Origin of the sequence: Ruminococcus sp. YRD2003 (assembly GCA_900109435.1) — a bacterium.
In the GTDB taxonomy this organism is placed as follows: Bacteria; Bacillota; Clostridia; order Oscillospirales; family Ruminococcaceae; genus Ruminococcus; species Ruminococcus flavefaciens_G.
In genome coordinates, this window is sequence record FNZT01000008.1 from 41262 (window position 1) to 67315 (window position 26054).

Genomic DNA, 26054 nt, shown 5'->3' on the forward strand with positions numbered 1-26054 from the left:
TTTATTCGTCGAATAAAGGGGTCGAGAAGTAGCGTTCCGCAGTGTCGGGGAGGATAGTGACGACCGTCTTGCCCTTGCCGAGTTTCTCCGCCATTTTCAGTGCAGCAGCAACATTAGTTCCGCTCGAAATACCACACATTATGCCCTCCTTGGAGGCGAGGTCTTTCGCGGTCCTGATAGCCTCCTCATCGGTGACGATATAGATATCGTCGTAGATGTTCTGGTTCAGGATATCGGGGATTATTCCGTCGCCGATGCCCATTTGCAGGTGTGTACCGATGTTTCCGCCTGCAAGGATCGCCGCATTCTCGGGCTCGACAGCCCATATCAGCATATCGGGATACTGCGATTTCAGCGTCTCGCCGATGCCTGTGATAGTACCGCCCGTGCCTATTCCCGAACAGAATCCGTCTATCCTGCCCGCAGTCTGCTCCAGTATCTCCAGTGCGGTGTGGTACTTATGGGCGTAGATATTGTTCACATTTGCAAACTGCTGAGGGACGAAAACGTTCTTGTTCTCCTCAGCCATTCTGAGCGCGGTATCAAGGCACTCCTGAATACACTTGCCGATATCGCCGTCATCGTGTATGAGTATGACCTCGGCACCGTAATGGCGGACGAGTTTGCGGCGCTCCTCGCTGACGGAGTCGGGCATGATTATCACCGTTTTATAGCCGCGAACTGCTCCTACAAGAGCGAGACCGATGCCCTGATTTCCGCTTGTAGGCTCGACGATTATCGTATCCTTGGTTATCTTGCCCTCCTGCTCAGCATGAAGTATCATGTTGTAGGCTGTACGGGTCTTTATAGAGCCGCCGACGTTCAGTCCCTCGAACTTGACGAGAACTTCGGCGCTGTCAGGCTTGTTCATGCGGCTGAGCCTTATCATAGGTGTGTGTCCCATTGCCTCAATTATGTTGTTATATACCATTTGATGTTTCTCCTTAATGCGTTATGAGTTCTGAGCAATGTCTGCTCAGCGGCTAAAAATCGGCAATATTCAGCTTTTTAAAGCCGATCGCGAAATGTGACGCAAAGTCCCGATCATATGGAGATCCTGCACCACCACGAACTTGGTTCATGGCGATAACCGCCTGACGGCGGTTATCGCAGACAAATTAATTATAACACAGGTTATAAATAAAAGCAATAGCTAAAATTTTTCCGAGAGAAAAATAAGGCTGTTGCTTTAGTTATTTATATTAACTTTATAGTTGTTTTCAGGCTTAAAATGCTGTTTTTTCTTAAAAATCCGCCAAAAAAAGCCTTCACAGAACAGATGTTCCACGTGGAACAAGTGCCGCAAAAGAGTACATAGACAACTTGCTGATTAAATCATTTATCTGTCTTGGCCAAACTTCTTCTCGCTGAAGCATTAAAGCCTGTAAGGTCTTTTATTACCTCGCCTGCGATGATAAGTCCTGCGACTGACGGGACAAACGCGTTCGAGGCAGGAGTGCTCCTTCGCGAGCCGCTGTCCTCACAGAGTCCTGCTATCGGAGTGAGCGCCTCCTCCTTTGAATACACCACCTTTAATGCCTTAACACCGCGCTTTTTCATCTCCCGACGCATCACTCTCGCGAGCGGACAGACCGACGTCTTATATATATCCGCGACCTCAAAAGCTGTCGGGTCGACCTTGTTTCCCGCACCCATACTGCTGATAACGGGGACTCCCGCCGCCTTTGCGCGCATGATCAGCTCTATCTTGCCCGTTACCGTGTCGATAGCGTCCACAACATAGTCATACTGCGTGAAATCGAACATATCGGCAGTCTCGGGCATAAAGAATGCGGGGAAGATCCGCACCTCGCAGTCAGGGGAAATATCGTTCACACGCTCTTTCGCTGCCTCTACCTTCAGCTGACCGATAGTGCTGTGTACGGCGATTATCTGGCGGTTTATATTGCTCGGTGCGACCCTGTCGCTGTCGATGAGGTCGAGAGCTCCTATCCCCGAGCGTGCAAGGGCTTCAACTACGTGTCCGCCCACTCCCCCGACGCCGAAAACGGCTACTCTCGAAGCCGCAAGCTTCTTCATAGCCGTTTCACCGAATATCATTTCTGTGCGAATAAATTCCTCACGCATAATGCTTTCCTTACTTCTTGTCAAATCTCGGCACGCGCTTTATAACAAGCTCGTATACCGCTACGGATACTGCCGCTCCGAGAGCACCCTGCACTGCATTTGCGGGAACTCCGAGAAAGGCGGTTGTGAATGAGTGATAGAGCACCGCCTCAAACAGCGCATAGCCTATGACCATTACTGCCTCGGCGGAGGCTGCCGCTGCGATCCTCGGAAGAAGCGAGCCCTTGCTCCTGCCCGCTGCCCTGAGTATGAAGAATGACACTGCTGCCATTGCTGCCTTGATAACGAGTGTTGCGGGAGCGTATACAACGTAGCCGCTTATGATGTCGACAAGTGCCGAGCCTATGCCCGCTGCTGCGGCTCCGTATACGGGTCCGAGCACCCATGCAGCTATATTGACGATGCTGTCTCCGAGATTCACATAGCCCTTTGTCGGAGTGGGTATCTGTATCAGAAGCGTTGCAACAGCCGTCATCGCCGTGAAAAGAGCGGCGAGTGTCAGCGCCCTGAGCTTATCCCTGTTATTGTTCATCAGAAACACCTCTTTAGTGATGTAAGCCTTTCAGCTCATCTATTATACCACCCTTTGCAGGAAAATGCAATAGGGGCGAAAAAAACGTCCCGCCCCCTGCAATATGTTTATTTTATAACGTGCGCCCGCAAATACGGATATGTGACGGATACATCGTGTAGGGTTGCCCTTTGGGCGTCCGCAATCCCCTACAATTGACGTTGAACGCAATGTGTAGGGAACGCCGCCCTCGGCGTTCCGCCCATAACCGACGAATCAACGGTAAATCGCAATATGTAGGGGCTCATTACAGCAAAGCTGCATATAACATCACAATCCAAATCAAAGATTTGGTGTGCTGCTTATCCGTGCGCCCGTGTAACAAATACGTTATTCTGCGGGTCTATACTGTCATTGGCGGGTGAGCGGAACTCGCCCCTACAAGCTATGCGTGCTCTCAGACTGCATCAAAGCCCTGCTTGAGGTCGGCGATTATATCGTCGATGTGCTCTGTGCCGATGGAAAGTCTTACTGTTGTCGGCTTGATGCCCGAGAACAGTAACTCGTCCTCTGTCATCTGCGAGTGAGTGGTCGATGCGGGGTGGATAACGAGCGATTTTACGTCCGCTACGTTGGCAAGAAGCGAGAAGAGCTTGAGGCTCTCGGTGAACTTCTTTGCCCTTTCAGCATCGCCCTTTATCTCAAACGTGAATATGGAAGCTGCTCCGTTCGGGAAGTAGCGGTCGTAGAGCTCCTTTGCCCTGCCTGTCGCGAGCGAGGGGTGGTTGACCTTCTCTACGTCGGGGTGGTTTTTCAGGAATTCAACCACCTTCAGTGCGTTCTCTGTATGGCGCTCGAGACGGAGAGAGAGCGTTTCAAGTCCCTGCAAGAGCAGGAAGGAGTTGAACGGAGATATCGCCGCGCCCTGATCTCTCATGAGGGTTGTGCGAATTTTCAGAATGTATGCGAGATTGCCGCAAGCCTCTGTGAATACTACTCCGTGATAGGACGGGTTGGGCTTGGAAAGTCCGGGGAATTTGTCGTTCTGCGCCCAGTCGAACTTGCCGCCGTCGATGATGACGCCGCCCATTACCGTGCCGTGTCCGCCGATGAACTTGGTCGCGGAGTGTACAACTACGTCAGCGCCGTGCTCGAGAGGACGAAGCAGGAACGGCGTTGCAAAGGTGTTGTCCACGATGAGCGGGATGCCGTGCTTGTGGGCTATCTCCGCTACCGCCTCAATGTCAAGGACGTTGGAGTTGGGGTTGCCGAGCGTCTCTGCGTAGAGGAGCTTGGTGTTGGGCTTTATCGCCTTCTCGAAGTTTGCAGGGTCGGACGGGTCTACAAAGTCGGTGGTGAGCCCCTGCTCCTTTAATGTATGCGCGAGAAGATTGTATGTGCCGCCGTATACGTTAGTGGAGGCTACGATGTGGTCGCCTGCTGTGGCGATATTCTGTATCGCGTAGGTGATGGCTGCCGAGCCCGATGCCGTTGCGAGTGCTCCCGCACCGCCTTCAAGTGCTGCGATACGCTCCTCGAATACGCTTGATGTCGGGTTCATGAGGCGGGTATAGATGTTGCCCGGAACTGTAAGCCCGAATCTGCCCGCCGCGGTATCGGAGTCCTTGAATACGTAGGACGTTGTCGCGTATATCGGGACAGCACGTGCGTCAGTGGCGGGGTCGGGCTGCTCCTGACCTGCGTGTACCTGTAAAGTTTCAAATCTGTAATTGCTCATATCATTACTTCCTTTCAAAGGTTATTGTCTACCGTTCCTGTAGGTTATATATACTATAACACATATTTCCTACTTTGTCAATAGGTTAAGTCTATAACTTGGCAACACTTTTTCTATACCAAGTTATAGGATTTGCCTATATCGGTTGCCGTTCCGCTCTGACTTCCGCGTTCGCCCACTCCCCTCTTCCGACCCTTGACGAATGCTCTTTTTTGTGCTAATATATAATGTAATGTGATGAAGGAAAGGATATAATATGCAATTCAATGAACTTAACCTCTCCGAGGAGCTCCTGCGAGCCGTCGATAAGCTCGGATTCTCGGAAATGACCGAAATACAGGCTCAGAGTATCCCACTCCTGTTGCAGGGACGCGATGTTGTCGGCCGCTCAAATACGGGTACGGGCAAAACTGCTGCCTTCGGTATCCCCGCCGTCGAAAGCATCACCGAGGACGAGCGACGCTCTGTCGCTGTGCTGATACTCTGCCCGACGCGCGAGCTCGCTATGCAGGCCTGCGAGGAGATTCGCAAATTCGCCCAGTTCAAGCGCTCTGTGAAGGCGTGCGCTGTCTACGGAGGCGCAAGCATGGAGCGTCAGATCATCGAGCTCAAACGCGGCGCCAACATCGTCATCGGTACTCCGGGACGCGTTATGGACCATATCCGCAGACGTACTCTCAAACTCGAAAACCTCCGCACCGTTATCCTCGACGAGGCCGACGAGATGCTCAATATGGGCTTCCGCGAGGATATCGAGTCGATTCTCTCCGATGTGCCCGAGGACAGACAGACTGTTCTCTTCTCCGCTACCATGCCCCCAGAGATACTCTCTATCACCGAAAAATATCAGCGCGACCCCGTCCATATCAAGATAAAGTCCGCGCAGAAAACTGTCGAGCTCATCGAACAGTTCTACTTTCAAGTGGCTATGGGACGCAAGACCGATGCGCTCAAGCTCCTGCTCGCGGCTTATTCTCCCGACTCGGCAATGGTGTTCTGCAACACCAAGCGCATGGTCGATGAGCTCACCGAGGAACTCGCTAAGGGCGGTTTCCGCGCCGCTGGGCTACACGGTGATATGAAGCAGGCTCAGCGTACTCAGGTCATGAACAGCTTCAAGAACCGCACTACTGCCGTTCTCGTTGCCACCGACGTCGCCGCGCGAGGTATAGACGTCAGCGGCATCGACATGGTCTTTAACTATGACCTGCCGCAGGATAACGAATACTATATCCACCGCATAGGACGTACAGGGCGTGCGGGGCTCGCGGGCAAGGCCTACACCCTCATCACGGGCAGGAGACAGCTCCACGACCTGAAGGATATCGCCCGCTACACAAAGGCGGATATTTCGGAGCTGCCGCTCCCCGATAAGTCCTACATCGCCGACATGAAGAAGGAGGCTCTCGCGCTCGAGATAGCCGCTATCGACGAGCGTCCCGACTCAGGCGCTTATGATATCCTCGACGCCCTCGCGGCTAAGGGCATCGACGGCAGAGAAGCCGCCGCAAGACTCATAAGCTCGCGGCTTAAAACCGAACTCGCGGGGCTCCCCGAATTCGATATCCCAAAGCCCCTCAAAAAAGGCAGCAGAAGCGGCGCCAAAACTGTTAAGATAGACCTCAATATCGGTCGCAACAAGCGCATTGCTCCGAATTTCATCCTCGGCGCTCTCGTCGACGCGACGGGTATGTCGGGTCAGGACTTCGGGAAAATCGACATCTACGACACCCATACCACCGTCGAAGTACCCGAGGCTGAGTTCGACTACATAATCGACAGCACCAATCCAATGAAGATAAACGGTCACCCCGTAGAAGTAAAACTCTACAAGGGCGGTGCTTCAAAAGAACGCCCGCACAGGCTGTCCGCAGACAAGCGCGGCGGCGACAGGCGGCGCTCCGACCACGGTAAGAAAAAGAAAACCGATATCTTCGGCGACTATATCCCAGATCGCCGACACAGAACTAAAAAACGTCATTAAGAGGTGATATGTATGAATCAGCCTAAAAAGAAAATGTGGATGAGGATACTGATACTCGTCCTCGCAGGTATTATGATCCTCGGTGCGGTGCTTATGCCGTTCTTCGGCTGGATATAAGATAACAGGCTCCCTTAAAGGACTGTACCTATACGGAAGCATTACGGGACATTTATCGGGGGAAACCTTTCTGAAGAAAGGTTCTCCCCCGAGCCCCTTTCCAAAGACTTTTAGTCCAAATTTTGCCCCTATGGGGTACTCTCATTGAAAAGAAAGACTTACTCTTTTCATATCAGGAGAGTACCCCATAGGGGCAAAATTTAAATTTAAGGTTTTAGGAAGGGAGTTTGAGGAAGAACCCTTTTTCAAAAGGGTTTCCCTCAATTAATATCCGTATTGCTTCTGTATGAATACAGTCCTTAGGGAGCCTGTTTTTTTGTCGCCTTGAAGCGACATATTTTGCAGCCTCTCTGCATTATAATATTAACAGGAGGTGGTAAAAGTGACGATTTATCTGGACGTGCTCATTATCCTCAACGTTTACGTCAACTACTTCCTGCTGCGTATCTCCGCTGTACTCACCCACTCGCCGCTGAAGCTCCTTCGCTGCATTGCGGCTTCTTTCTACGGCAGCCTCTTCTCGCTGCTCATTCTTGTTCCGAGTCTGCCTGCTGCTCTCACTTTCGCGGTAAAGCTCGCGGCGGCTGTGACTATTACCATGGTCGCTTTCGGTGTGCGCTCGCCTGTTCGGACTGTCAAGAACACCGTCGCCTTCCTGTGTGCGAACTTCGTGCTCGCAGGTGCCGTCTACGCCGTGTATTCGTGGTTCAAGCCCAGTTCGTTACACTTCGCGAACTCCTTCTTCTACATAGATTTTTCGCTACTTCTGCTGCTGATAACGACAGCCGCACTCTACGGAGCTGTCAGCATCCTGCGGCACCTCACAGACAGGGAGCGCCCTCTCACGAGCCGTGTGCTGATACGCACAGGAAGCCGCACTATCGGGCTGGACGGGCTCGCCGACACGGGCAACGCTCTCGTCGACTGCTTCACGGGCAGACCTGTAATGATATGCGCGCGCGAGGACTTCGGCGAGGTCACGGCACGTATGAGGCTCATCCCCTGCGCGACTGTGTCCGACAGCGGGCTCATGCCCGTCTTCCGCCCCGATGAAGTCGTCGTCGTCAACTCCGCTACGGGTGAGCACAAGAGCGTTGATGTGATGATAGGGCTCGGCGAAACAGGCGGCAAGGCTATATTTAATCCGAAGATTATGAAATACTGAAAGGAGTATGATCATGAATATCGTGAAAAGACTTGTAAACAGGCTGAAAAGGCTCAGACGCGGGGAGGTGTTCTACGTGAACGGTCCCGATACGCTCCCGCCGCCCCTGACTCGCGACGAGGAGGAGGCGGTGTTCGCGGGACTGTCCGCGTGCGACCCTGCTGCCAGAAAAAAACTGATAGTACATAATCTCAGGCTCGTCGTCTATATAGCGAAAAAGTTTGAATCTACGGGCATCGGCATCGAGGACCTCGTGTCCATAGGTACTATAGGGCTGATAAAGGCGGTCAATACCTTCAATCCCGAGAAGAATATCAAGTTCGCGACCTATGCATCGCGCTGTATCGAAAATGAGATACTGATGTTCCTGCGGAAGTCCTCGCAGTACCGCAATGACCTCTCTATCGACGAGCCCCTCAACGTCGACTACGACGGCAATGAGCTCCTGCTGTCGGACGTTCTCGGCACCGACGACGATATCGTCAACAAGGGCATCGAGACCGAGGCTGAACGTGAGATACTGCGCGGCGCTGTGTCGGAGCTATGCGACCGCGAACGCGAGATAATGGAGATGAGGTTCGGGCTCATCAACGGCAAGGAAATGACCCAGAAAGAGGTCGCGGATACCATTGGCATCTCACAGTCGTATATATCCCGCCTCGAAAAGCGGATAATCAAGAAGCTCCGCGTCAAGCTCGAAAGTATTTGTTAAACGCATTTTGCAGGGGCGGACCAGTGTGTCCGCCCCTTTCGTTCGTTTTCCGAACTTTTGGCGTATAAATACGGACGCCCGATGGACGTCCTTTTGCTGTGGAAAAGGCTGTCAAATAATTTTCCACCTTTTCGGATAATATGACGATTTTTCCGCGCGCTATTGAAATCAGCCTATCCAAATGGTATAATATATCATGTATAGCTATATGTTAAAGGAGCACTTTTTTATGAAAAAATGGAGTATCAGCGTGCCGCAGAGAGAGCTCGTATCCAAGCTCATGCTCGGCTGCGGTGTCAGCTCGCTCACTGCCGCGGCTCTCGTTTCTAAGGGGTATTCCTCCCCCGAGCACGTCGCTGACAGCCTCAATACAGACTCGCTCTCCGACCCTTTTCTCATCAAGGATATGAAGGAGGCTGCGGATGCCATTAATTCCGCGATAGACGAGGGACTGCGCATCTGCGTCTACGGGGACTACGACTGCGACGGCGTTATGGCGACCGCTATACTCTTCTCCTACCTCACAGAGGCGGGAGCTGATGTCTCTTACTACATTCCCGAACGCTCCGAGGGATATGGTCTGAATAAAAATGCAATAGATAAGCTCTCCGACGACGGCGTGGACCTCATCGTCACCGTCGATAACGGTATTTCCGCCATTCCCGAGGCTGAGTACATATACGCTTCGGGTATGAGGCTGATAGTCACCGACCACCACCAGCAGGGCGACGCTCTCCCGCGTGCCGAGGCTGTCGTAGACCCGCACAGGCACGACTGCTTCTCCCCTTTCAAATTTGCGTGCGGTGCTGTTATCGCACTCAAGCTCGTGGCTGCTCTCGACGGCGGAGACTACACCATGGCTCTCGAACAGTTCGGCGACCTCGCGGCTATCGCTACAGTCGCAGACATTGTCAGCCTTACGGGTGAGAACCGCTTCATCGTCACTTACGGTATGGAGCTCATCGACAACTCCGACCGCCCTGCCCTCATCGCGCTGAAAGAGGTCAGCGGACTCGCGGACAAGCACTGCGATGCCCATTCTATCGGCTTCGGGCTCGCTCCGAGGATAAACGCTGCGGGTCGGTTCGGCTCGCCCAAAACTGCGCTCGAACTCTTCCTCTGCGAAGACGGGGAACGCGCAGCAGAGCTCGCTGCTGAACTCGACAGACTCAACTCCGAACGCAAACAAGCTGAAAATGACATCGTCGCGGACATATACTCGATGATAGAGCGGGAACCCGCTCTCGTGCGGGGGCGTACCATTTTCATTTGCGGCAAGGGCTGGCATCACGGCGTTATCGGTATCGTCGCCTCGCGCATTATGGAGCAGTTCGGCAAACCCACTTTCATCGCCTCCGAGGAGGACGGCGAGGTGCGCGGCTCGGCAAGGTCTTTCGGTGAATTCTCCGTTTTCGGCGCTCTTACCGCAGCGTCCGATGTGCTTGAAAAATTCGGCGGTCACCCAGGTGCGGGCGGATTCACCGTAAAACAGGGACAGACGGAGGAGTTCCGCAGACTGATAGAACAGTTCGCGGCTGATAATTTCCCGACTATGCCTCCCGCAGAACTCCACGCGGACGCTCCCGTCACTCCGCAGGAACTCACTGTGCAGAATATCGAGGGGCTTTCCGTGCTCGAACCGTTCGGAATGGGCAACGAAAAGCCGCTCTTCTATATGGAAAATGTCACCGTCACCGCTATCGTGCCGCTATCGGGCGGGGTACACTCCAAACTCAAGATAAAGTTCGGCTACACCACCGCCGACGCCCTCATCTTCAGAAAAAACCCCCAGGAGCTCACTGTGAAAGAGGGCGATGTCTGCGATATGATAGTAACGCTCGGTACTAACGAATATAAGGGAAATGTCTCGGTAAGCATTTTCGTGAGCGATATCCGCGTTCACGGTTTCGAGCAGAGCAGATACTTCAACGCGCTCGGCTCTTTCGAGGCATTCACCCGCGGGGAGAGGCTCCCCGATAATCACTACCCGTGGATGTACCCCTCACGCGAGGTGTTCACGAAGATATACAAGGCTGTCCCCGATGCGGGGATACCTATGGATACGCTGTATCTAAGGCTCGCGGATACTAAGCTCAACTACTGCTGCTTCTGCGTCGCTGCGGAGGCTCTGCGGGAGCTCGGGCTCGTGCGGATATCGCCCGCAGGCTCGGTGATAAGCAGGATAAAGGTCGAAAAGAAGGCGCAGCTCGATTCGGCGCCCGTACTCGTCAGACTAAGGGAAATTCTTGACGGGCTCAAAAGCAAAGTCAGAGGAGGAGAAAAATGATAGGCGACATCAAGAACAACGAACAGCATAAGGACTTGGCAGTCCCTATCCCGTCGACTGCCGATTCCGATTCGGCAAGGGAGGTCATTGACGCTATCCCCGACTACGACGATAACTTCACCATTGAGAAGATAATCCAGAAGATACTCAAGGACGACAAGCAGTATGACATGAGCAAGATAATCTCCGCTTATGAGTTCGCGGCTAAGGCTCATGAGGGACAGAAGCGCTCTTCTGGGCAGGACTATATCATCCACCCGCTCGCTGTTGCGTATATACTGCTTGAACTCGGTATGGACACCGATACTATCTGCGCGGCGCTCCTCCACGACGTTGTGGAGGATACGCCCGCGACCCTCGACGACCTCAAAAAGAGATTCGGTCAGGATGTGGCTATGCTCGTCGACGGCGTCACTAAGCTGAGCAAGATACCCACCAACACCAAAGAAGAACAGCAGGCTGAAAATATACGTAAGATACTCCTCGCTATGTCACAGGATATCCGCGTTATGATAATCAAGCTCGCCGACCGCCTCCACAATATGAGGACGCTCAAATACCGTCCCATTGAAAAGCAGAGGGCTACTGCGCTCGAGACTATGAACATCTATGCCCCTATCGCTCACAGGCTCGGTATCCGTGCGATACAAGAAGAGCTCGAGGACTTGTCCTTCCGCTTCCTTGACCCGTTCGCCTACTCCGAGATAGACCATATCCTCGAGACCAAAAAGGAGGAGCGCGAGGAGTTCATCGTCACTATAAAGGAGCGTATCGCTCGCCGCTTCAAACAGGAGGACTTCGCAGAGCCCCCCATGATAGAGGGACGCGTCAAGAGCATCTACAGCATTTACAAGAAAATATTCCTCAACCACAAGGATATCGACGAGATATACGACAAGTATGCCGTAAGAATTATCGTCACGACTATCGCCGAGTGCTATAACGTGCTCGGTCTCATACACGATATGTTCCGCCCCCTGCCCAACCGCTTCAAGGATTATATCTCCACGCCTAAGGCTAATATGTATCAGTCGCTGCACACGACCGTTCTCGGCAAGGAAGGCATCCCGTTCGAGGTGCAGATACGCACGTGGGATATGCACGAAACTGCCGAATACGGTATCGCTGCCCACTGGAAGTACAAGGAGGGCATTCGCGGCAAGGATAAAATGGAGAGCAGGCTCGCGTGGGTAAGACAGGTCATTGAGGCGCAGCAGACCTCCGATGACGTTGAGGAGATCGTCCGCATCATCAAGACAGACCTCGCCCCCGAAGACATCGTCGTTATGACCCCAAAGGGTATGTCGATTGACCTGCCGATGGGCTCGACCGTCATCGACTTCGCTTACCGCATCCACACCGAGATAGGTCACAAGACTATCGGTGCCAAGGTGGACGGCAAGATCGTCCCGCTCGATTATGAGTTGCAGACAGGTCAGATATGCGAGATAATCACTACCAAGGACCCCGATAAGGGTCCGAACAGAGCATGGCTCAATATCGTCCAGACCAACGACGCCCGCGCAAAGATACGCTCGTGGTTCAAGAAGGAACGCCGTGAGGAGAATATCGTCGAGGGCAAGGCGGAGCTCGAACGCACGTTCAAACGCTACCATATCCGTGTGCCAGAGGACAAGCTCGGCGAGTTCCTGCAGGACGACTTCAAGCGCCATAACTGCGAGACGCTCGACGATTTCTTCGCCTCGATAGGCTATGGCGGTGTCACGCTCGAAAAGATGATACCTCGCCTAAAGGACAGGTATAACAAGCTCTTCGGCGACCAGCCCGAACCCGAAAACAACAACCTCGTCCGCATTAAGCCGAACGGAGGCAGAAGCAGTATCGTCCTCGACCAGATAACCGATATGGCGGTCAAGTTCGCTCAGTGCTGCAACCCGCTCCCAGGAGACGAGATAGTCGGGTTCGTTACGCGCGGTTACGGGCTCTCCGTTCATACTACAAAATGCAGCAACTACCTCGCCGCCAAGCAGCGCAATGACCCCGAGGAAATGAACCGCTGGTACGATATCGTGTGGTCGGAGAACAGCAATACCCAGCTCCAGACAAGCTTTGAAGTCGTGGCGACCGACAGAGTCGGGCTCGTGTACGATATCTCAGCTGTGCTCATGGAGGCAAGGATTCCGATAGTCCATTCGTCGTCGCGTGTGCTCAAAAACGGCAACGCCCTGTTTGAATCCACTATCGTCATTTCAAGCACCGAACAGCTCAAAAATCTCTTCGACAAGATAAGAAGAATAAGCGGTGTCATCTCCGTCGACCGCTCTTCCATATGATAGGAGCCTGTTATGAGAATCAAAACTTTTCAGCTCGGTGAGCTGAACTCGAACTGCTATCTCGTGGAGACTGCTCCTGCGAGATGCGTTGCGATAGATATAGGCGGAAGTCCGCGCATACTGCTCGAATATATGCGTATGCAGAAGCTGCGCCTCACTAAGATACTCCTCACGCACGGTCACTTCGACCACATGGGCGGCGCCGAAGAGGTAAGAGCCGCTACTGGCGCCGAGATATACGTCCACGAGAGCGATGCCCCTATGCTGACAAGCTCGTCGGCGTCACTGCATTCGTCAATGTCCATTATGCCGTTCAAAGCTGTGACGGACTACACTGCTGTCCGCGGAGACTGCTATATCAACGACGGCGACTGCTCGTTCCGCGTGCTGCATACCCCCGGGCATACCCACGGGAGCGTCTGCTATATCACGGGGGATGTGATGTTCTCGGGCGATACGCTGTTCTGCTGCTCGGTCGGACGCACCGATTTCCCCGGCGGCGACGCTCACTGTATGCAGAACTCGATGAAGCTGCTCAGGGAGCTCGACGGCGACTATAAGGTCTGCCCCGGACACGGCGAGACCACTACTCTCGATTACGAGAGACTAAACAATCCTTTTATGAGATGATATTATGAATAACGATTCTAAAATGCCGATCGTGCTGATCGGCAATTCTTTTAAATATGAGATAGAGGCTACGCTGAAACTCTTCTTCAACACCGCACGCTTTGACTTCTGCTCGGACAGAAGCAGGATAGGCGGCGGGAGGTACGTAGTCGCCGAAGTGTGCGGAAACGGCAAGTTCAGGGTCGAGGTGTGTCTCGGGGGCGAGAGCGTTGTCTCCGAGGGGGAGGCTGCTCCCGATAAGCTCGAGCACGAGCTCTGCCGCTCGCTCGCGCACACACTCACCGACCTCACAGGCATTCGCCCGCCGTGGGGCATCATGACGGGGATACGCCCCGTGAAAAAGGTCACGGAGCTGATAGAGCGCGGTCTCAGCAAGGAACAGATACGCGCCGAGCTCACCGAGCGCTTCGAGCTCCTGCCAGATAAGTTCGAGCTCGCCTACGCTACGGCTGTGAATCAGCTGCCCATACTCGAAAAGATCGACCGCTCCGCCGCGAGCCTCTACGTGTCTATCCCCTTCTGTCCGACAAGATGCAGCTATTGCTCGTTCGTCTCGCACAGTATGGACTCCGCACGCAAGCTCATGCCCGAATACATTGACGCGCTTTGCCGAGAGCTCGCCATCGTGGGAGATATCGTCCGCGATACGGGCACGAAGATCGACACCATTTACTTCGGCGGCGGTACTCCGACTTCTATCTCTGCCGACGAGCTGCGCGCCGTCATGGAAGCCGTTGAACGTAATTTCGACCTTGGCAGTATCCGCGAATACAGCGTTGAGGCGGGACGTCCCGATACCATTACCGAGGACAAGCTTCGCGTGATAAAAGAGCTCGGTGCGTCGCGTATTTCAGTAAACCCGCAGACCCTCAACGACAATGTGCTCCGCGTCATCGGACGTCAGCATTCGGGTGAGGACGCGATCCGTGCTTTCGAGCTCGCACGGAAACTCGGCTTCGACAACATCAACACCGACCTCATCGCAGGGCTGCCGACGGAGTCAGCCGAGAGCTTCCGCTATACCCTCGACCGCATCTGCGAGCTTTCCCCCGAGAGCATCACCGTTCACACGCTCACGCTCAAACGCTCCGCAGACCTCTTTGAAAAGAGCTCCGCGAACATAAAGAATCCCGCTTCGGAAATGGTGGATTACAGCGTCGAAAAGCTCATTTCCTGCGGTTATCTGCCGTACTATATGTACAGACAGAAAAACACCGTCGATAACCTCGAGAACGTGGGCTACGCGAAAAAAGGCTTCGAGAGCTGGTACAATATCTTCATCATGGACGAGACACAGACTATCCTCGGCGCGGGCTGCGCTGCCTCGACCAAGCTCGTCTACCCCGACGGAAAAATCAGTCGGATACATAATTACAAGTTCCCGTATGAGTACATCAGCCGCTTTGATGAGCTCATGAAAAAGAAAACGGAGGTCACGGAATGCCTGAGAAAAATAAAGTCTATACCGCCGAGATAACGGGGCTCACCTCCGAGGGAAGCGGCGTCTGCCGAATCGAGGAAATGGCTGTTTTCGTGCCCGAAACCGCTGTCGGTGACGTCGCCGAGATCAAAGTCGTAAAGGTGCTGAGCAGCTATGCCTTCGGTATCGTGGACAGGCTCGTCACTCCCTCCCCCGACCGATGTGTGCGGCCGTGCGGTGCGTATAAAAAATGCGGCGGCTGCGTATACAGGCACATCAGCTATGACGCCGAATGCCGCGCTAAAGATGCCGTTGTCCGCGACGCTTTCGGGCGCATCGGCGGTCTTTCACCGCAGTTTGACCCCTTCCTCGCTGCCGAGGATACCGACCGCTACCGCAATAAGGCTCAGTATCCACTCGCAGTCATCGACGGGAAGGCTGTCTGCGGATTCTATGCTCCGCGCAGCCACAGGGTCGTCCCTATAGAAGATTGCCCGCTCCAGCCTGTTGCCTTCTCCGAGATCGCTGCGGCTGTGCTGGACTACATAAATTCCCGAAAAATAGCTGTATACAACGAGAAATCAGGCACAGGCATAATGCGCCATATCTATCTCCGCAGAGGGGCGCACTCGGGCGAGATCATGGTCTGTCTCGTAGCGCGGAAGGATATCTCGCGGCAGCTCGCTCCGCTGTGTCGGGTGCTCGCCGAGAAATTCACCGACGTCAAAAGTGTCATACTCAACATCAACCCCGCACACACCAATGTCATACTCGGCGAGAAGTGCCTGACACTCTTCGGCTCCGATACCATTACCGATGTGATGTGCGGCAATAAGGTCGAAATTTCGCCGCTTTCGTTCTATCAGGTCAACACCGCTCAGGCTGAGAGGCTCTACGCCAAGGCTCTCGATTATGCCGCTCCGACAGGCTCCGAAATCATTGCCGACCTCTACTGCGGCGCGGGCACGATTGGGCTGTCTATGGCGCACAGGGCGCGGCGTGTCGTCGGCGTCGAGATCGTCCCAGAGGCGGTCGAGAACGCTAAGCGCAACGCCGAGAATAACTCTGTCGCCAACGCCGAGTTCTACTGCGGAGATGCGGGAAAGGTGTTCGGTGAGCTCCGCGAGAGAGGCTGTGCTCCCGATATCATCGTCGTTGACCCGCCGCGCAAGGGCTGCTCCGAAGAGACCCTCGCGCACATCGTTGATGCCGCTCCCGAGAAGGTCGTCATGATCTCCTGCAATCCCTCTACTGCCGCGCGCGATGCGAAGTTTCTCTGCTCCCGCGGCTACACGGCGGAGCGTGTATGCGGTGCTGACCTCTTCCCTGCTACGAGACACGTTGAGTGCGTAGTTTTGATGTCAAGGCAGAAATCCTAAAACGCCGATTTATCGCGGATAATTGGCATTTTACAGTTCAGTAAACAACCAAAATAAGCACTCATTTTCTGTATGCGGGAACACGTAATATCACCTAAAGAGATACAGACAGCATTTCGGCGCACTCGCGATATAAACAGTCTTTTTAAGCACTCGATTTTTTGTGCTTAAAACTGCTGTTTGTAACTTTTAAGTGTGTAGAAATGCTGTCACTCGTTAAAAAGTCCGAAAAATAGAGAAAAATCACGCTAATCAAAAATTGCGATTGAGAGGTAGGGTTGAGTGCTTAGAAATGTTGTCATAGAAACCATTACAAAATAATCCACCACATCAAAGGATATTAGTTATCCAATGATGTGGTGGATTTTATCTTACACTAGCTTATTCAGTACATCACGAATATCCCCATCAATGCAGATACTCTGCTCGACTATCTCATGCTTATTTTGAGTGCGTATGTTATGTTTTGCAACAACACAACAGAACAGATCAACATCGCTATAGTTATCAATATTAAAAACTTGCTTCATAAATCTTGCACGGTCACTCATGAATGATATTCTTATAAAATAAAAAACGCCTCCGAGACGATGTGGTTCAGAGGTGTTTCTCTGTTTCGGTGATACATATTATTCATTTATCTGGAAGAGTGTTCATAGTTTATCCATTGACAAAAACGCTCCTATATGGTAGAATTATAGAAACTACGATATAGGAGTATCTGCGATGAATGGTGGATTTTTGGTAACGAAAATAAAACAGCTTGGGGACAGGATATTCGAGCGGGTTTTATTAAAAAAAGGCATCGATGCCTTCAATGGCGCACAGGGACGTATTCTTTATGCGCTATGGCAGGAGGACGGTGTGCCAATCAAAACCGTGTCGGAAAAATGCGGCCTTGCCATCACATCGCTTACTACCATGCTTGAAAGAATGGAGAAAAGCGGCCTTATCCGCCGTGAACAGGATCAGCAGGATAAGCGAAAAACACTTCTCTATCTTACTGAAAAAGCACATAAATTAAAAGTTGATTATGACGATGTCTCTGCCGGAATGGGCAGGATCTATTATAAAGGCTTTTCGGAAAACGAGATTGTGCAGTTTGAGTCATATCTCGAACGCATTCAAAAAAATCTTGAAGGGTGGCGTGAAGAATGAGCATTTGTATAAAGGATCAGATACAGAACATGAATCTGGTCATCGGCTGTACTGTTGGCTGTCAATACTGCTACGCCCGTAACAACGTGAAACGCTGGCATATGATCGATGATTTTGCCAAACCGGAGTTTTTTCCGGGGAAGCTCAAAATGATGGAAAAAAAGCGTCCGCAGAATTTTCTGCTAACCGGTATGAGCGATCTTGCCGGTTGGCAGGATGATTGGCGGAACGAGGTGTTTGCGAAGATACGTGAAAACCCACAGCACCAGTTTCTCTTTCTGAGCAAGCGACCTGATTTGTTGAGTTTTGATACAGACCTTGATAATGCGTGGTTCGGAGTGACGGTAACGAGAGAGTCAGAACTATGGAGAATCGATGCTCTTCGGAAGAATATCCGGGCAAAGCATTATCATGTGACATTTGAACCGCTGTTTGATGATCCCGGTGAAGTAGACCTTTCCTGCATTGATTGGCTCGTAGTCGGTACCATGACCGGAGCGCAAAGCAAGAAGGTGCGTACCGAGCCGGAATGGGCATGGTCACTTACGGATCAGGCACACGAAGCCGGAATTCCCGTTTTTATGAAGGAAGATCTTGAACCTATCATTGGGGATGAAAATATGATTCAGGAGCTGCCGGAGTCTTTTAATAAGGTATTGGAGGAACAAAGAGCATGGCACAGATAAATATGGACGGCGTTCTCATCGGTGAGGTCGAAACAAAAAATATCATGACAAAATCCAGTCTGCCCGTGGGTGGATATTCTGTGAATCCCTACGTGGGATGTACCCATGCCTGTAAGTACTGCTATGCTTCCTTTATGAAACGCTTTACTGGACATACTGAAGAATGGGGAACCTTTCTCGATGTTAAGCGTTGGCCTGAAATAAAAAATCCGAAGAAGTATTCCGGTCAGCGAGTGGTAATCGGCTCGGTCACTGACGGATACAATCCGCAAGAGGAGCGGTTTGGCAATACAAGAAAGCTGTTGGAGCAGCTTATCGGCAGCGGTGCGGATATCCTGATCTGCACGAAGTCCGATCTGGTAGTGCGTGACATTGACCTGCTGAAAAAGCTGGGACAGGTTACCGTTTCGTGGTCGATAAATACGCTTGATGAGAATTTCAAAAACGAAATGGATGCCGCAGTCAGTATTGAACGCAGAATTGCCGCCATGAAAAAGATATACGATGCAGGTATCCGCACAGTCTGTTTCGTATCTCCCGTATTTCCCGGCATCACAGACTTGGAAGCCATTTTTGAGCGTGTGCATAATCAATGCGATTTGTTCTGGCTTGAGAATCTGAATCTGCGAGGCGGCTTCAAGAAGACAATTATGGATTATATTGCCGAAAAGCGTCCTGATCTTTTGCCACTTTATGATGAGATATACAACAAGCATAATCGCAGCTACTTTGAAGCTTTGGAGAAAAAAGCGGAAGAAATGGCAAAGACATATGACTGTCCGTTCGTGGATAATGAAATGCCATATGGCAGGGTTCCGCAGGGGCATCCAGTAATAGTGGATTATTTCTACCACGAAGAGATCAGAGGGTCGGATAATACTGGAAAACGAAATAAATAAGAAATATAACGTAGAAACGCCTCCGAGCCGATGTGGTTCAGAGGCGTTGCTGCGTCTGTTGGGTTATGCTTTGATCTCGGTGCCGTCCTTGAAGGTCACCCGGATGTCGTCCTTGCTGTGAACGGTGATGTAGTCCACCATCGCCAGCCGACTCTGCGAAAAAATCTCTGTAAATTCAAAAACTGTGATAAAAACGATATATGGGAGCGGCTTGAAAATAGCCGCTCCGATTTTTTACAGTATACAATGGATACTGTAATTTGTCAAGGTTCTTTGGATATCAGCCTGCTGGAATGGAGCGCAGCGGAATGGAATCAGGCTGATATCCGGCGCCTCAGCCGATCCTGTCGGGATACATGATCTCCAGTTCGCCCAGGACTTTGCCCCAGTTTCGTAGCGGCATAGTCCATTTCTTAGCTATCTCATGCGTTGCAAGATACAGAGCCTTCAAGAGCGCTGTATCGCTTGGAAATACGCTTCTCTGCTTGTTCAGACGGCGATAGCCGCTGTTAAGGCTCTCTATAGCGTTGGTGGTATAAATGACCTTTCTGACGTCAGATGAGAACTTAAAAATCGGTGATATTACGTCCCAGTTCTTGTACCAGCTCTTCATAGCGTTGGGATAATCGTCCTCCCATTTTTCAGTAACACGATCAAGAGCTTCAAGAGCAGCATCCTCGGAAGGCGCATGATAGATCGTTTTTAGGTCATTTGCCAACTCCTTCTTGTTCTTCTCACCGACGTATTTCAGTGTATTCCTTACCTGATGAACGATGCAGCGCTGAAGCTCAGTCTGCGGAAATGCAGCTGATACGGCTTCTTTCATTCCTGTAAGTCCGTCTGCGCAGATGACGAGAATATCCTTAACTCCGCGATTTTTCAGCTCATTCAGAACGCCGAGCCAGTATTTGGCGCTCTCGTTTTCACCGATATGTATTGAAAGGACTTCCTTGTGACCTGTTATGCTGACAGCAAGAATCACATATGCGGCAAGCTTCCTGATCTGTCCGTTATCACGCACTGAGAAGTGTACAGCATCGATGAATACTATCGGATATACTTCGTCTAATGGACGTTTCTGCCAGTCCTCTATCTGCGGTAGAAGGCGGTCTGTGATATCTGATACCATACCGTCGCTGACTTCAAATCCGTAGATATCTTCGATAGTTTCGCTTATTTGGCGTGTGGTCATTCCTTTAGCATACAGAGCAATTATCTTCTGCTCAATGCCTGAAATGTCCTTCTGACGCTTCTTTACGACTTTTGGCTCAAAACTGCCGTCACGATCCTGCGGCACTGCTATTTCGGTTTCTCCGAAGTTCCCGCGGATCTTCTTGGTTTTCTTGCCGTTGCGGGAGTCAGGATTGTCGGAACGTTCATATTCCTGATATCCCAGATGTTCGTCCATTTCGGACTCAAGCATTTCTTGGATCGTTCCTCCAAGAAGGTCTTTGAGAGCATCCTCAATATCCTTAGCCGACTTGATATCGTATTCCTCAAGCAGCATTGCTATGATGTTCTTCTTTCCCTCGCTCATCGGTTCTCTTTTTCTTCTTGCCATAAAAAATCAGCCTCCTGTGATATTAATTCTATTTTATCACAGTTTGCTGACTTTTTACAGACTTTTTTTCAGAGGCTCCGCCAGCCAGTCTGTTTCCCGGAACTCCGTCAGCGGCTCCCGGCTCCGTAGCTCTTTCAGGTAGGATTCGATCTGATGTTTGCGGGCTTTCCGCTCGGCAATCAGATCGGTGACTTCGGTCTGTCTGCCCTTGGCCTTGTCGAACCGGGCGACCAGCGCATCGTAGCGTTTCTGGTATTCCGTCTGGTCGAGGGCGACATGTGCGTTTTCATTGATGCAGTCTTCGATGAGCTCGGCAGCGATGTTGATTTCCGCTTCCAGCTCGGATTCAGAGCCAGTCTGCATACATCGCAGTTTTTCATGATCTCGCTGAGATCGTTCACTTCACGGTCTTTTCTTCTCATAAGCCGAATATCCTCATATCATCGTCAACATTCGTAATACCCGCAATGCCGAAACTGTCTACAAGAACCTTTGCCATATTCGGAGACAGGAACGCTGGCAGAGTCGGTCCGAGGTGAATATTCTTCACTCCAAGATACAGCAGAGCAAGAAGAACGATGACTGCTTTCTGCTCATACCATGAGATATTGTAAACGATAGGCAGATCATTCACATCGTTAAGCCCGAATACCTCTTTCAGCTTCAGAGCGATAAGCGCCAATGAATAAGAATCATTGCACTGTCCTGCATCGAGAACTCTCGGAATACCGCCGATGTCGCCTAAGTCGAGCTTGTTATACTTGTACTTCGCACAGCCTGCGGTGAGAATAACTGTATCTTTTGGCAGCTTCTCAGCAAATACCTGATAGTAGCTTCTGGACTTCGCTCTGCCGTCACAGCCTGCCATGACTACGAATTTGCGGATAGCCCCCGATTTTACAGCTTCTACAACTGTATCGGCAAGTGCAAATACCTGTTCATGGGCAAAGCCACCGATAATAGAGCCGGTTTCGATCTCGGTAGGCGGAGGACATTTCTTAGCCTGTTCGATGATCGGCGAAAAGTCCTTGACTTCGCCGTAGGGTGCGTCAATATGCTTACAGCCCGGATAGCCTGCGGCACCTGTTGTCCAAAGCCTGTCCTTGTAGCTGTCCTTCGGCGGAACGATGCAGTTTGTGGTCATCAGCACCGGACCGTTAAAGCTCTCAAATTCCTCTTTCTGCTTCCACCACGCATTGCCGTAGTTTCCTGCGAAATGCGGATACTTTTTGAAGAACGGATAATAATGCGCAGGCAGCATTTCCGAGTGCGTATAAACATCAACTCCCGTATCCTTTGTCTGCTCAAGGAGCATTTCAAGGTCTTTCAGATCGTGACCTGAGATCAGTATTGCAGGATTATTGCGGACACCGATATCAACTGTCGTGATCTCAGGATTGCCGTATGCTGTAGTATTTGCAGCATCAAGGTCAGCCATACCCTGAACGCCGTACTTGCCGACTTCCAGCGTGAGAGCCACAAGGTCATCGACCGACAGACTGTCATCAAGTGTTTTAGCAAGAGCCGACTGTAAGAAAGCATCAAGCTCCTCATCATCATTCAGCAGAGCGTTTGCGTGTTTTGTATATGCCGCAAGTCCTTTCAGACCGTAGGTTATCAGCTCACGCAGAGAGCGTATATCCTCATTCTCTGTTGCAAGTACGCCGACAGTCTTTGCTTTCTCGACATAGTCCGAACCGTTCCAAAGAGCTGCTTCGGGGAGTGATTCTTTATTCTGCACCTGTCCGAGCAATTCTTCTTTGACTGCAAGTGTTTCAGTAACCTTAGCGGTAATGCTGTCAAGATCAAAATTGGCATTGGTGATCGTGATAAACAGGTTCACGCTGATAAGATGATTAACAGTCTTATCGACAGTCTTTCCCTCTGCACGGAGCTGAGTTGTCACCGCAGACAATCCCTTTGTAACGTACACAAGCAAGTCCTGCATTGCTGCGACTTCAGGCTGTTTACCGCAGACACCGCAAGCGGTACAACCTTTACAGCCCGCTGTTTCCTGACACTGATAGCAAAACATTTTCTGTTCCATGATAAATACCTCCGTTATTTTCTTATCTCAACGATACTGCCGTCCGGCGAAATGACTGCAACTTCAAGCGGAATATCCTTACCGCTTGCTTCTATCGCACGTTTTATCGCATACTCCATACCACCGCAGCACGGTACGGTCATTCTTGTGAGAGTGATGCTCTTTATATCGTTATTACGGAATATCTCTGTCAGCTTTTCGGAGTAATCAACGGCATCGAGCTTCGGACAGCCGATGAGCGTAATCTTCCCACGGATAAAATCATGGTGGAAGTTCCCGTAGGCGTAAGCTGTGCAATCGGCTGCAATTAGCAGATCAGCACCGTTGAAGTATGGTGCATTTGTAGGCAGGAGCTTTATCTGTATCGGGAACTGTCTCAAACAGCTTGGAACACGAACATCGCTGTCATCTTCTTTTGGCGTAAAGCTCTGCAATGCAGAACCCGGACAAGTGAAACCGCTGCAAGCGCGCTTTTTCTGCTTGTTTGCCTGTACCGCCTTTTCGTCATAAGCCGCCGCTTCACGCTCGGTGAAGTGGATAGCGTCCATAGGACAGGCAGGGAGACAGTCACCGAAGCCATCGCAGAAATCGTCACGCATGAGCTTAGCCTTGCCGTTTACGATAGCGATTGCCCCCTCATGGCAAGCCTTCGCACACAGACCGCAGCCGTTGCATTTTTCTTCGTCTATTTCAATTATTTTCCGTATCATAGCAATACCTCCTTGACTTTCTGTATCCATTATAGTATAATCAGAGAAGAAAGTATGTTGTAATTACAACATTTCGGGAGAAAAATATGGATATTTCAGTTTTGCATAATTCGATACTGTTCAAGGGCTTTGATGATACCGAAATATCTGAGCTTCTGAAAGCCCTTAATGCAACCGAAAAGAAATACAATAAAGGTGAGATGATATTTTCATCGGGAGAGATCACCGATAAACTATGCTTTGTGACCGCAGGCAGCGTTACCGTGGAGAGCAATGATATGTGGGGAAACCGCACGATACTCAACCTTGTAGGTAAAGGACAGTTCTTTGCAGAAAGCTATGCACTCCTGCCCGATGTGCCGATGCTTGTTGATGTATGTGCTGCCGAGGATTGCAGTATCGTGTTTCTGAGCATGAAGTCGCTCGCTAACCTCAACGATACGATAAGTTCAAGACTTCTTGCAAATCTTCTGACTATCACCACAAGAAAGAATCTGCACCTGTCGAGCCGGAGCTTTCATACTGCCCCGAGACAGGTGCGTGGACGTATCATGGCGTATCTGAACACCATATCGGTTCAAAAGCATTCCCGTGAGTTTGATATACCCTTTGACCGTCAGCAGCTTGCAGACTACCTCAATGTGGAACGGTCTGTGCTTTCCAATGAACTCAGTAAAATGCAGAAAGACGGACTGATACGGTGCAGAAAGAATCATTTTGAGATCATAACTGTTACCTATCTTCCAGGATGATTTCATCTACTAAAAAACGCCCCGTATCACTAAATCAGTGATACGGGGTTCTTATCTATTCACTTCTCAATCATATAGAGTCAGTGGGTTATATAATGAATTGTGAAATGTTATCTACAAACTACATAATATCGAAAATCCCCCTCACTAAGCAGGAGTGAGTTTATTGCTCCTTCCTACATGATGAGGGGGATGTTACTATTCAATTGTATAGCGGTATAAGGTACAATCAATTCAATTTAAATCCTAACTCACGCATTAAGTAATACAGTTTTTCAGTTTTAACTCCAAAATGATCCGCAACATCAGGAATTTTTGCATTTTTACTCGGAGAGCCTGGGGTTATTTTTTTCCCTTCTTCAAACGTTATAATCGTATAGCCATACACCTTAGCTGTTGCAATTAACCAAGGGTCTGCAATGTTTGCTTTAGACCATTCCGTTAAAGCCGCTGGTTTATAGCACGGATTAGATTGGATATGTTGCAAAACGTTAGCATACTCTGCAAGAATACTCGGTTGTCTTCTATCAATAGCACTGAATGGTAAGCCGCACATCCAGTTTTTAAGATCGTCATCACCGCTTGTGATTTCGCTTTTTACTAAGTCAAGTATCTGAATTCGACCGCTTTTAATGCCATTTTCAAGTTGAGACCAATATCCCGGAGCAAAATCAAAAGAATAAAAGGTTTTATAGGGTGCAATAAAGGAATTTGAATCCATTAAAAAAATCTCTTGACTCATCAAATAGCACCTCCAACCTTTTCAGCCAATGACGTGAATGTGGATCTATTGGTGTTTGTGAGTCGGAACGCATCGGTATACATCGTTGTTCCTTCTTGCACACTAGATAAAAGCATTCTTAGAAATCTTTTGTCAATTCTACTTGCGACGGTTCGATAAAAATCTCCACCGCCTTCTTTTCTCTCTTTTTTCCTCTGCATATATTCCTTATATCTTTTGACTGCTTCTTTGGAGATGAATTCATATTGTTCATGTGTGATCAACTTCTTATCCAATGCACGACGAGCGATAACAGTATCACCGCATTTAAATTCTTTTGCAAGACTAGATATTCGCATAGTTTCATCAACATCATCGCTTTCAGAAAACCATTCTTTTGTAAATTGATCAATAGGAACGAGTATTTCTGCAGCAACTGCATTACAGATTACTTCTGTTTTATCAACTTTTTGCCCAGTGCTATATCTATCATTAAACAAGCTGTTCTCGCCAATACATATATGAACGAACTCATGAATAAGAGAAAACACCTTACCATTAATAGAGTCATTTGAATTGATAAAAATTAGTGGAGCGTATTCGTTCACCAGTGCAAATGCTCTAAATTCATCTATTTGTAAGGAGCGATGGGTGTTATTCTCAACTATCCCACTCATCATTACAATTACACCAGCATTACTCATAGCATTTCTCAAAAGCGAGAAGGATTCATCAGCAGTCTTTGCCGATTTAAACCAATCGTCCTGGATGCCTAACAATTGCCGAATATATTTTGCAATTTCTATCGAATTCGTTTGATTTTTTAACGCTCCGACAAATTTCAATTTATCAGATTCAATAGATAATAAATAATTATACGTCCAATCTTGAATTTGCTCCATATCATGTAAAGTATCAATTAAATTACGACTAGGTTTTTCCAACGCGATACTATCAATGGTACGATATTCAACGATAGATAAATCTTCATTCGGAGGGGTTTGAAGAAAGAAATAGCCAAATGGAATACCAAGTGCTTTACTAACTTTTTCAAGTTGGTTAAATGTCGGTTGAGAATCGCCGGATCTCCATTTTTGAATAGAAGATAATACTTTATCAGGAATGGATTCGAGCGGTATGCTCCTAATAATCCAGTCTAAAATTCGGGTAGACACTTCAATCTTTGTCTGCATGC

Annotated in this window: 22 protein-coding genes; 12 read left to right on the forward strand and 10 right to left on the reverse strand. The window is 50.1% G+C overall.

The window, feature by feature from the left end; genetic code table 11:
* Position 1: 1 nt before the first annotated feature.
* The 4 genes from cysK to BMX22_RS07430 form a co-directional block, all read right to left on the reverse strand.
* Entirely contained in the window at positions 2-931 is a 930-nt protein-coding gene (gene cysK / locus BMX22_RS07415) for a cysteine synthase A (protein WP_074741844.1), read from the reverse strand.
* Between the two features lie 404 nt (positions 932-1335).
* Positions 1336-2088, reverse strand: a complete 753-nt coding sequence (locus BMX22_RS07420) for a tRNA threonylcarbamoyladenosine dehydratase (protein ID WP_074741845.1) — start codon at positions 2086-2088, stop codon at positions 1336-1338.
* A gap of 10 nt (positions 2089-2098) precedes the next feature.
* Complete coding sequence (locus BMX22_RS07425; RefSeq protein WP_074741846.1) at positions 2099-2620, reverse strand: ECF transporter S component; 522 nt, start codon at positions 2618-2620, stop codon at positions 2099-2101.
* Positions 2621-3056: 436 nt separating this feature from the next.
* A complete protein-coding gene (locus tag BMX22_RS07430) occupies positions 3057-4337 on the reverse strand; it encodes an O-acetylhomoserine aminocarboxypropyltransferase/cysteine synthase family protein (protein ID WP_074741847.1) in 1281 nt (426 codons plus the stop codon).
* A gap of 256 nt (positions 4338-4593) precedes the next feature.
* Here BMX22_RS07430 and BMX22_RS07435 point away from each other — a divergent pair, with 256 nt between their 5' ends.
* The 11 genes from BMX22_RS07435 to BMX22_RS07490 all read left to right on the forward strand — a co-directional run bounded on the left by BMX22_RS07435 (position 4594) and on the right by BMX22_RS07490 (position 19068).
* Positions 4594-6321, forward strand: a complete 1728-nt coding sequence (locus BMX22_RS07435; RefSeq protein WP_074741848.1) for a DEAD/DEAH box helicase — start codon at positions 4594-4596, stop codon at positions 6319-6321.
* Positions 6322-6820: 499 nt separating this feature from the next.
* The gene (locus tag BMX22_RS07440; RefSeq protein WP_074741849.1) at positions 6821-7603 is read left to right on the forward strand and encodes a sigma-E processing peptidase SpoIIGA; all 783 of its coding nucleotides are present in this window, start codon (positions 6821-6823) and stop codon (positions 7601-7603) included.
* A gap of 13 nt (positions 7604-7616) precedes the next feature.
* On the forward strand, positions 7617-8315 hold the full coding sequence (sigE, locus tag BMX22_RS07445; protein ID WP_074741850.1) for an RNA polymerase sporulation sigma factor SigE: 699 nt from the start codon (positions 7617-7619) through the stop codon (positions 8313-8315).
* A gap of 229 nt (positions 8316-8544) precedes the next feature.
* On the forward strand, positions 8545-10602 hold the full coding sequence (gene recJ, locus BMX22_RS07450; protein WP_074741851.1) for a single-stranded-DNA-specific exonuclease RecJ: 2058 nt from the start codon (positions 8545-8547) through the stop codon (positions 10600-10602).
* Positions 10599-12896: a RelA/SpoT family protein gene (locus BMX22_RS07455; RefSeq protein ID WP_081349128.1), complete on the forward strand. Its 2298-nt coding sequence runs from the start codon at positions 10599-10601 to the stop codon at positions 12894-12896. Before recJ ends, BMX22_RS07455 begins: the two co-directional genes overlap by 4 nt.
* A 12-nt stretch (positions 12897-12908) precedes the next feature.
* A complete protein-coding gene (locus tag BMX22_RS07460) occupies positions 12909-13526 on the forward strand; it encodes an MBL fold metallo-hydrolase (protein ID WP_074741852.1) in 618 nt (205 codons plus the stop codon).
* A gap of 4 nt (positions 13527-13530) precedes the next feature.
* Positions 13531-15003 (forward strand): coproporphyrinogen dehydrogenase HemZ, encoded by a 1473-nt coding sequence (gene hemZ, locus BMX22_RS07465; RefSeq protein WP_318259708.1) that lies wholly within the window; start codon positions 13531-13533, stop codon positions 15001-15003.
* The gene (rlmD, locus tag BMX22_RS07470; RefSeq protein WP_074741853.1) at positions 14967-16325 is read left to right on the forward strand and encodes a 23S rRNA (uracil(1939)-C(5))-methyltransferase RlmD; all 1359 of its coding nucleotides are present in this window, start codon (positions 14967-14969) and stop codon (positions 16323-16325) included. Before hemZ ends, rlmD begins: the two co-directional genes overlap by 37 nt.
* A gap of 726 nt (positions 16326-17051) precedes the next feature.
* Positions 17052-17483, forward strand: coding sequence for a radical SAM mobile pair system MarR family transcriptional regulator (locus BMX22_RS07480; RefSeq protein WP_037296468.1), 432 nt, complete (start codon positions 17052-17054; stop codon positions 17481-17483).
* Positions 17480-18169 carry a radical SAM mobile pair protein A gene (locus tag BMX22_RS07485; protein WP_074741854.1) on the forward strand — a complete coding sequence of 230 codons (690 nt, stop codon included), beginning with the start codon at positions 17480-17482 and terminating at the stop codon, positions 18167-18169. Before BMX22_RS07480 ends, BMX22_RS07485 begins: the two co-directional genes overlap by 4 nt.
* On the forward strand, positions 18157-19068 hold the full coding sequence (locus tag BMX22_RS07490; RefSeq protein ID WP_037296466.1) for a radical SAM mobile pair protein B: 912 nt from the start codon (positions 18157-18159) through the stop codon (positions 19066-19068). Before BMX22_RS07485 ends, BMX22_RS07490 begins: the two co-directional genes overlap by 13 nt.
* Positions 19069-19402: 334 nt before the next feature.
* Here the strand turns inward: BMX22_RS07490 and BMX22_RS07495 are convergent, their stop codons facing one another.
* The 4 genes from BMX22_RS07495 to BMX22_RS07510 are packed head-to-tail and all read right to left on the reverse strand — an operon-like array spanning position 19403 to position 23386.
* A complete protein-coding gene (locus BMX22_RS07495) occupies positions 19403-20629 on the reverse strand; it encodes an IS256 family transposase (protein ID WP_074741855.1) in 1227 nt (408 codons plus the stop codon).
* A gap of 54 nt (positions 20630-20683) precedes the next feature.
* A complete protein-coding gene (locus tag BMX22_RS07500; protein ID WP_177172987.1) occupies positions 20684-20992 on the reverse strand; it encodes a hypothetical protein in 309 nt (102 codons plus the stop codon).
* A 55-nt stretch (positions 20993-21047) separates the two neighbouring features.
* Positions 21048-22676, reverse strand: coding sequence for a hydroxylamine reductase (gene hcp, locus BMX22_RS07505; protein ID WP_074741856.1), 1629 nt, complete (start codon positions 22674-22676; stop codon positions 21048-21050).
* Between the two features lie 14 nt (positions 22677-22690).
* Complete coding sequence (locus tag BMX22_RS07510; RefSeq protein ID WP_074741857.1) at positions 22691-23386, reverse strand: ATP-binding protein; 696 nt, start codon at positions 23384-23386, stop codon at positions 22691-22693.
* Positions 23387-23472: 86 nt separating this feature from the next.
* On the opposite strand from BMX22_RS07510, the gene BMX22_RS07515 reads away from it, so the two are divergent.
* Positions 23473-24138 (forward strand): Crp/Fnr family transcriptional regulator, encoded by a 666-nt coding sequence (locus BMX22_RS07515; RefSeq protein ID WP_074741858.1) that lies wholly within the window; start codon positions 23473-23475, stop codon positions 24136-24138.
* A gap of 229 nt (positions 24139-24367) precedes the next feature.
* Here the strand turns inward: BMX22_RS07515 and BMX22_RS07520 are convergent, their stop codons facing one another.
* Complete coding sequence (locus BMX22_RS07520; RefSeq protein WP_074741859.1) at positions 24368-24880, reverse strand: DUF4411 family protein; 513 nt, start codon at positions 24878-24880, stop codon at positions 24368-24370.
* On the reverse strand, positions 24880-26052 hold the full coding sequence (locus tag BMX22_RS07525; RefSeq protein ID WP_074741860.1) for an ImmA/IrrE family metallo-endopeptidase: 1173 nt from the start codon (positions 26050-26052) through the stop codon (positions 24880-24882). The genes BMX22_RS07520 and BMX22_RS07525 overlap by 1 nt, the downstream gene beginning before the upstream one ends.
* Positions 26053-26054: the final 2 nt, after the last annotated feature.

Coding starts and splice junctions, on each gene's coding strand:
- cysK (WP_074741844.1), bottom strand. CDS start 931: ATGGTATATAACAACATAATTGAGGCAATGGGACACACACCTATGATA.
- BMX22_RS07420 (WP_074741845.1), bottom strand. CDS start 2,088: ATGCGTGAGGAATTTATTCGCACAGAAATGATATTCGGTGAAACGGCT.
- BMX22_RS07425 (WP_074741846.1), bottom strand. CDS start 2,620: ATGAACAATAACAGGGATAAGCTCAGGGCGCTGACACTCGCCGCTCTT.
- BMX22_RS07430 (WP_074741847.1), bottom strand. CDS start 4,337: ATGAGCAATTACAGATTTGAAACTTTACAGGTACACGCAGGTCAGGAG.
- BMX22_RS07435 (WP_074741848.1), top strand. CDS start 4,594: ATGCAATTCAATGAACTTAACCTCTCCGAGGAGCTCCTGCGAGCCGTC.
- sigE (WP_074741850.1), top strand. CDS start 7,617: ATGAATATCGTGAAAAGACTTGTAAACAGGCTGAAAAGGCTCAGACGC.
- recJ (WP_074741851.1), top strand. CDS start 8,545: ATGAAAAAATGGAGTATCAGCGTGCCGCAGAGAGAGCTCGTATCCAAG.
- BMX22_RS07455 (WP_081349128.1), top strand. CDS start 10,599: ATGATAGGCGACATCAAGAACAACGAACAGCATAAGGACTTGGCAGTC.
- BMX22_RS07460 (WP_074741852.1), top strand. CDS start 12,909: ATGAGAATCAAAACTTTTCAGCTCGGTGAGCTGAACTCGAACTGCTAT.
- hemZ (WP_318259708.1), top strand. CDS start 13,531: ATGAATAACGATTCTAAAATGCCGATCGTGCTGATCGGCAATTCTTTT.
- rlmD (WP_074741853.1), top strand. CDS start 14,967: ATGCCTGAGAAAAATAAAGTCTATACCGCCGAGATAACGGGGCTCACC.
- BMX22_RS07480 (WP_037296468.1), top strand. CDS start 17,052: ATGAATGGTGGATTTTTGGTAACGAAAATAAAACAGCTTGGGGACAGG.
- BMX22_RS07485 (WP_074741854.1), top strand. CDS start 17,480: ATGAGCATTTGTATAAAGGATCAGATACAGAACATGAATCTGGTCATC.
- BMX22_RS07490 (WP_037296466.1), top strand. CDS start 18,157: ATGGCACAGATAAATATGGACGGCGTTCTCATCGGTGAGGTCGAAACA.
- BMX22_RS07495 (WP_074741855.1), bottom strand. CDS start 20,629: ATGGCAAGAAGAAAAAGAGAACCGATGAGCGAGGGAAAGAAGAACATC.
- BMX22_RS07500 (WP_177172987.1), bottom strand. CDS start 20,992: ATGCAGACTGGCTCTGAATCCGAGCTGGAAGCGGAAATCAACATCGCT.
- hcp (WP_074741856.1), bottom strand. CDS start 22,676: ATGGAACAGAAAATGTTTTGCTATCAGTGTCAGGAAACAGCGGGCTGT.
- BMX22_RS07510 (WP_074741857.1), bottom strand. CDS start 23,386: ATGATACGGAAAATAATTGAAATAGACGAAGAAAAATGCAACGGCTGC.
- BMX22_RS07515 (WP_074741858.1), top strand. CDS start 23,473: ATGGATATTTCAGTTTTGCATAATTCGATACTGTTCAAGGGCTTTGAT.
- BMX22_RS07520 (WP_074741859.1), bottom strand. CDS start 24,880: ATGAGTCAAGAGATTTTTTTAATGGATTCAAATTCCTTTATTGCACCC.
- BMX22_RS07525 (WP_074741860.1), bottom strand. CDS start 26,052: ATGCAGACAAAGATTGAAGTGTCTACCCGAATTTTAGACTGGATTATT.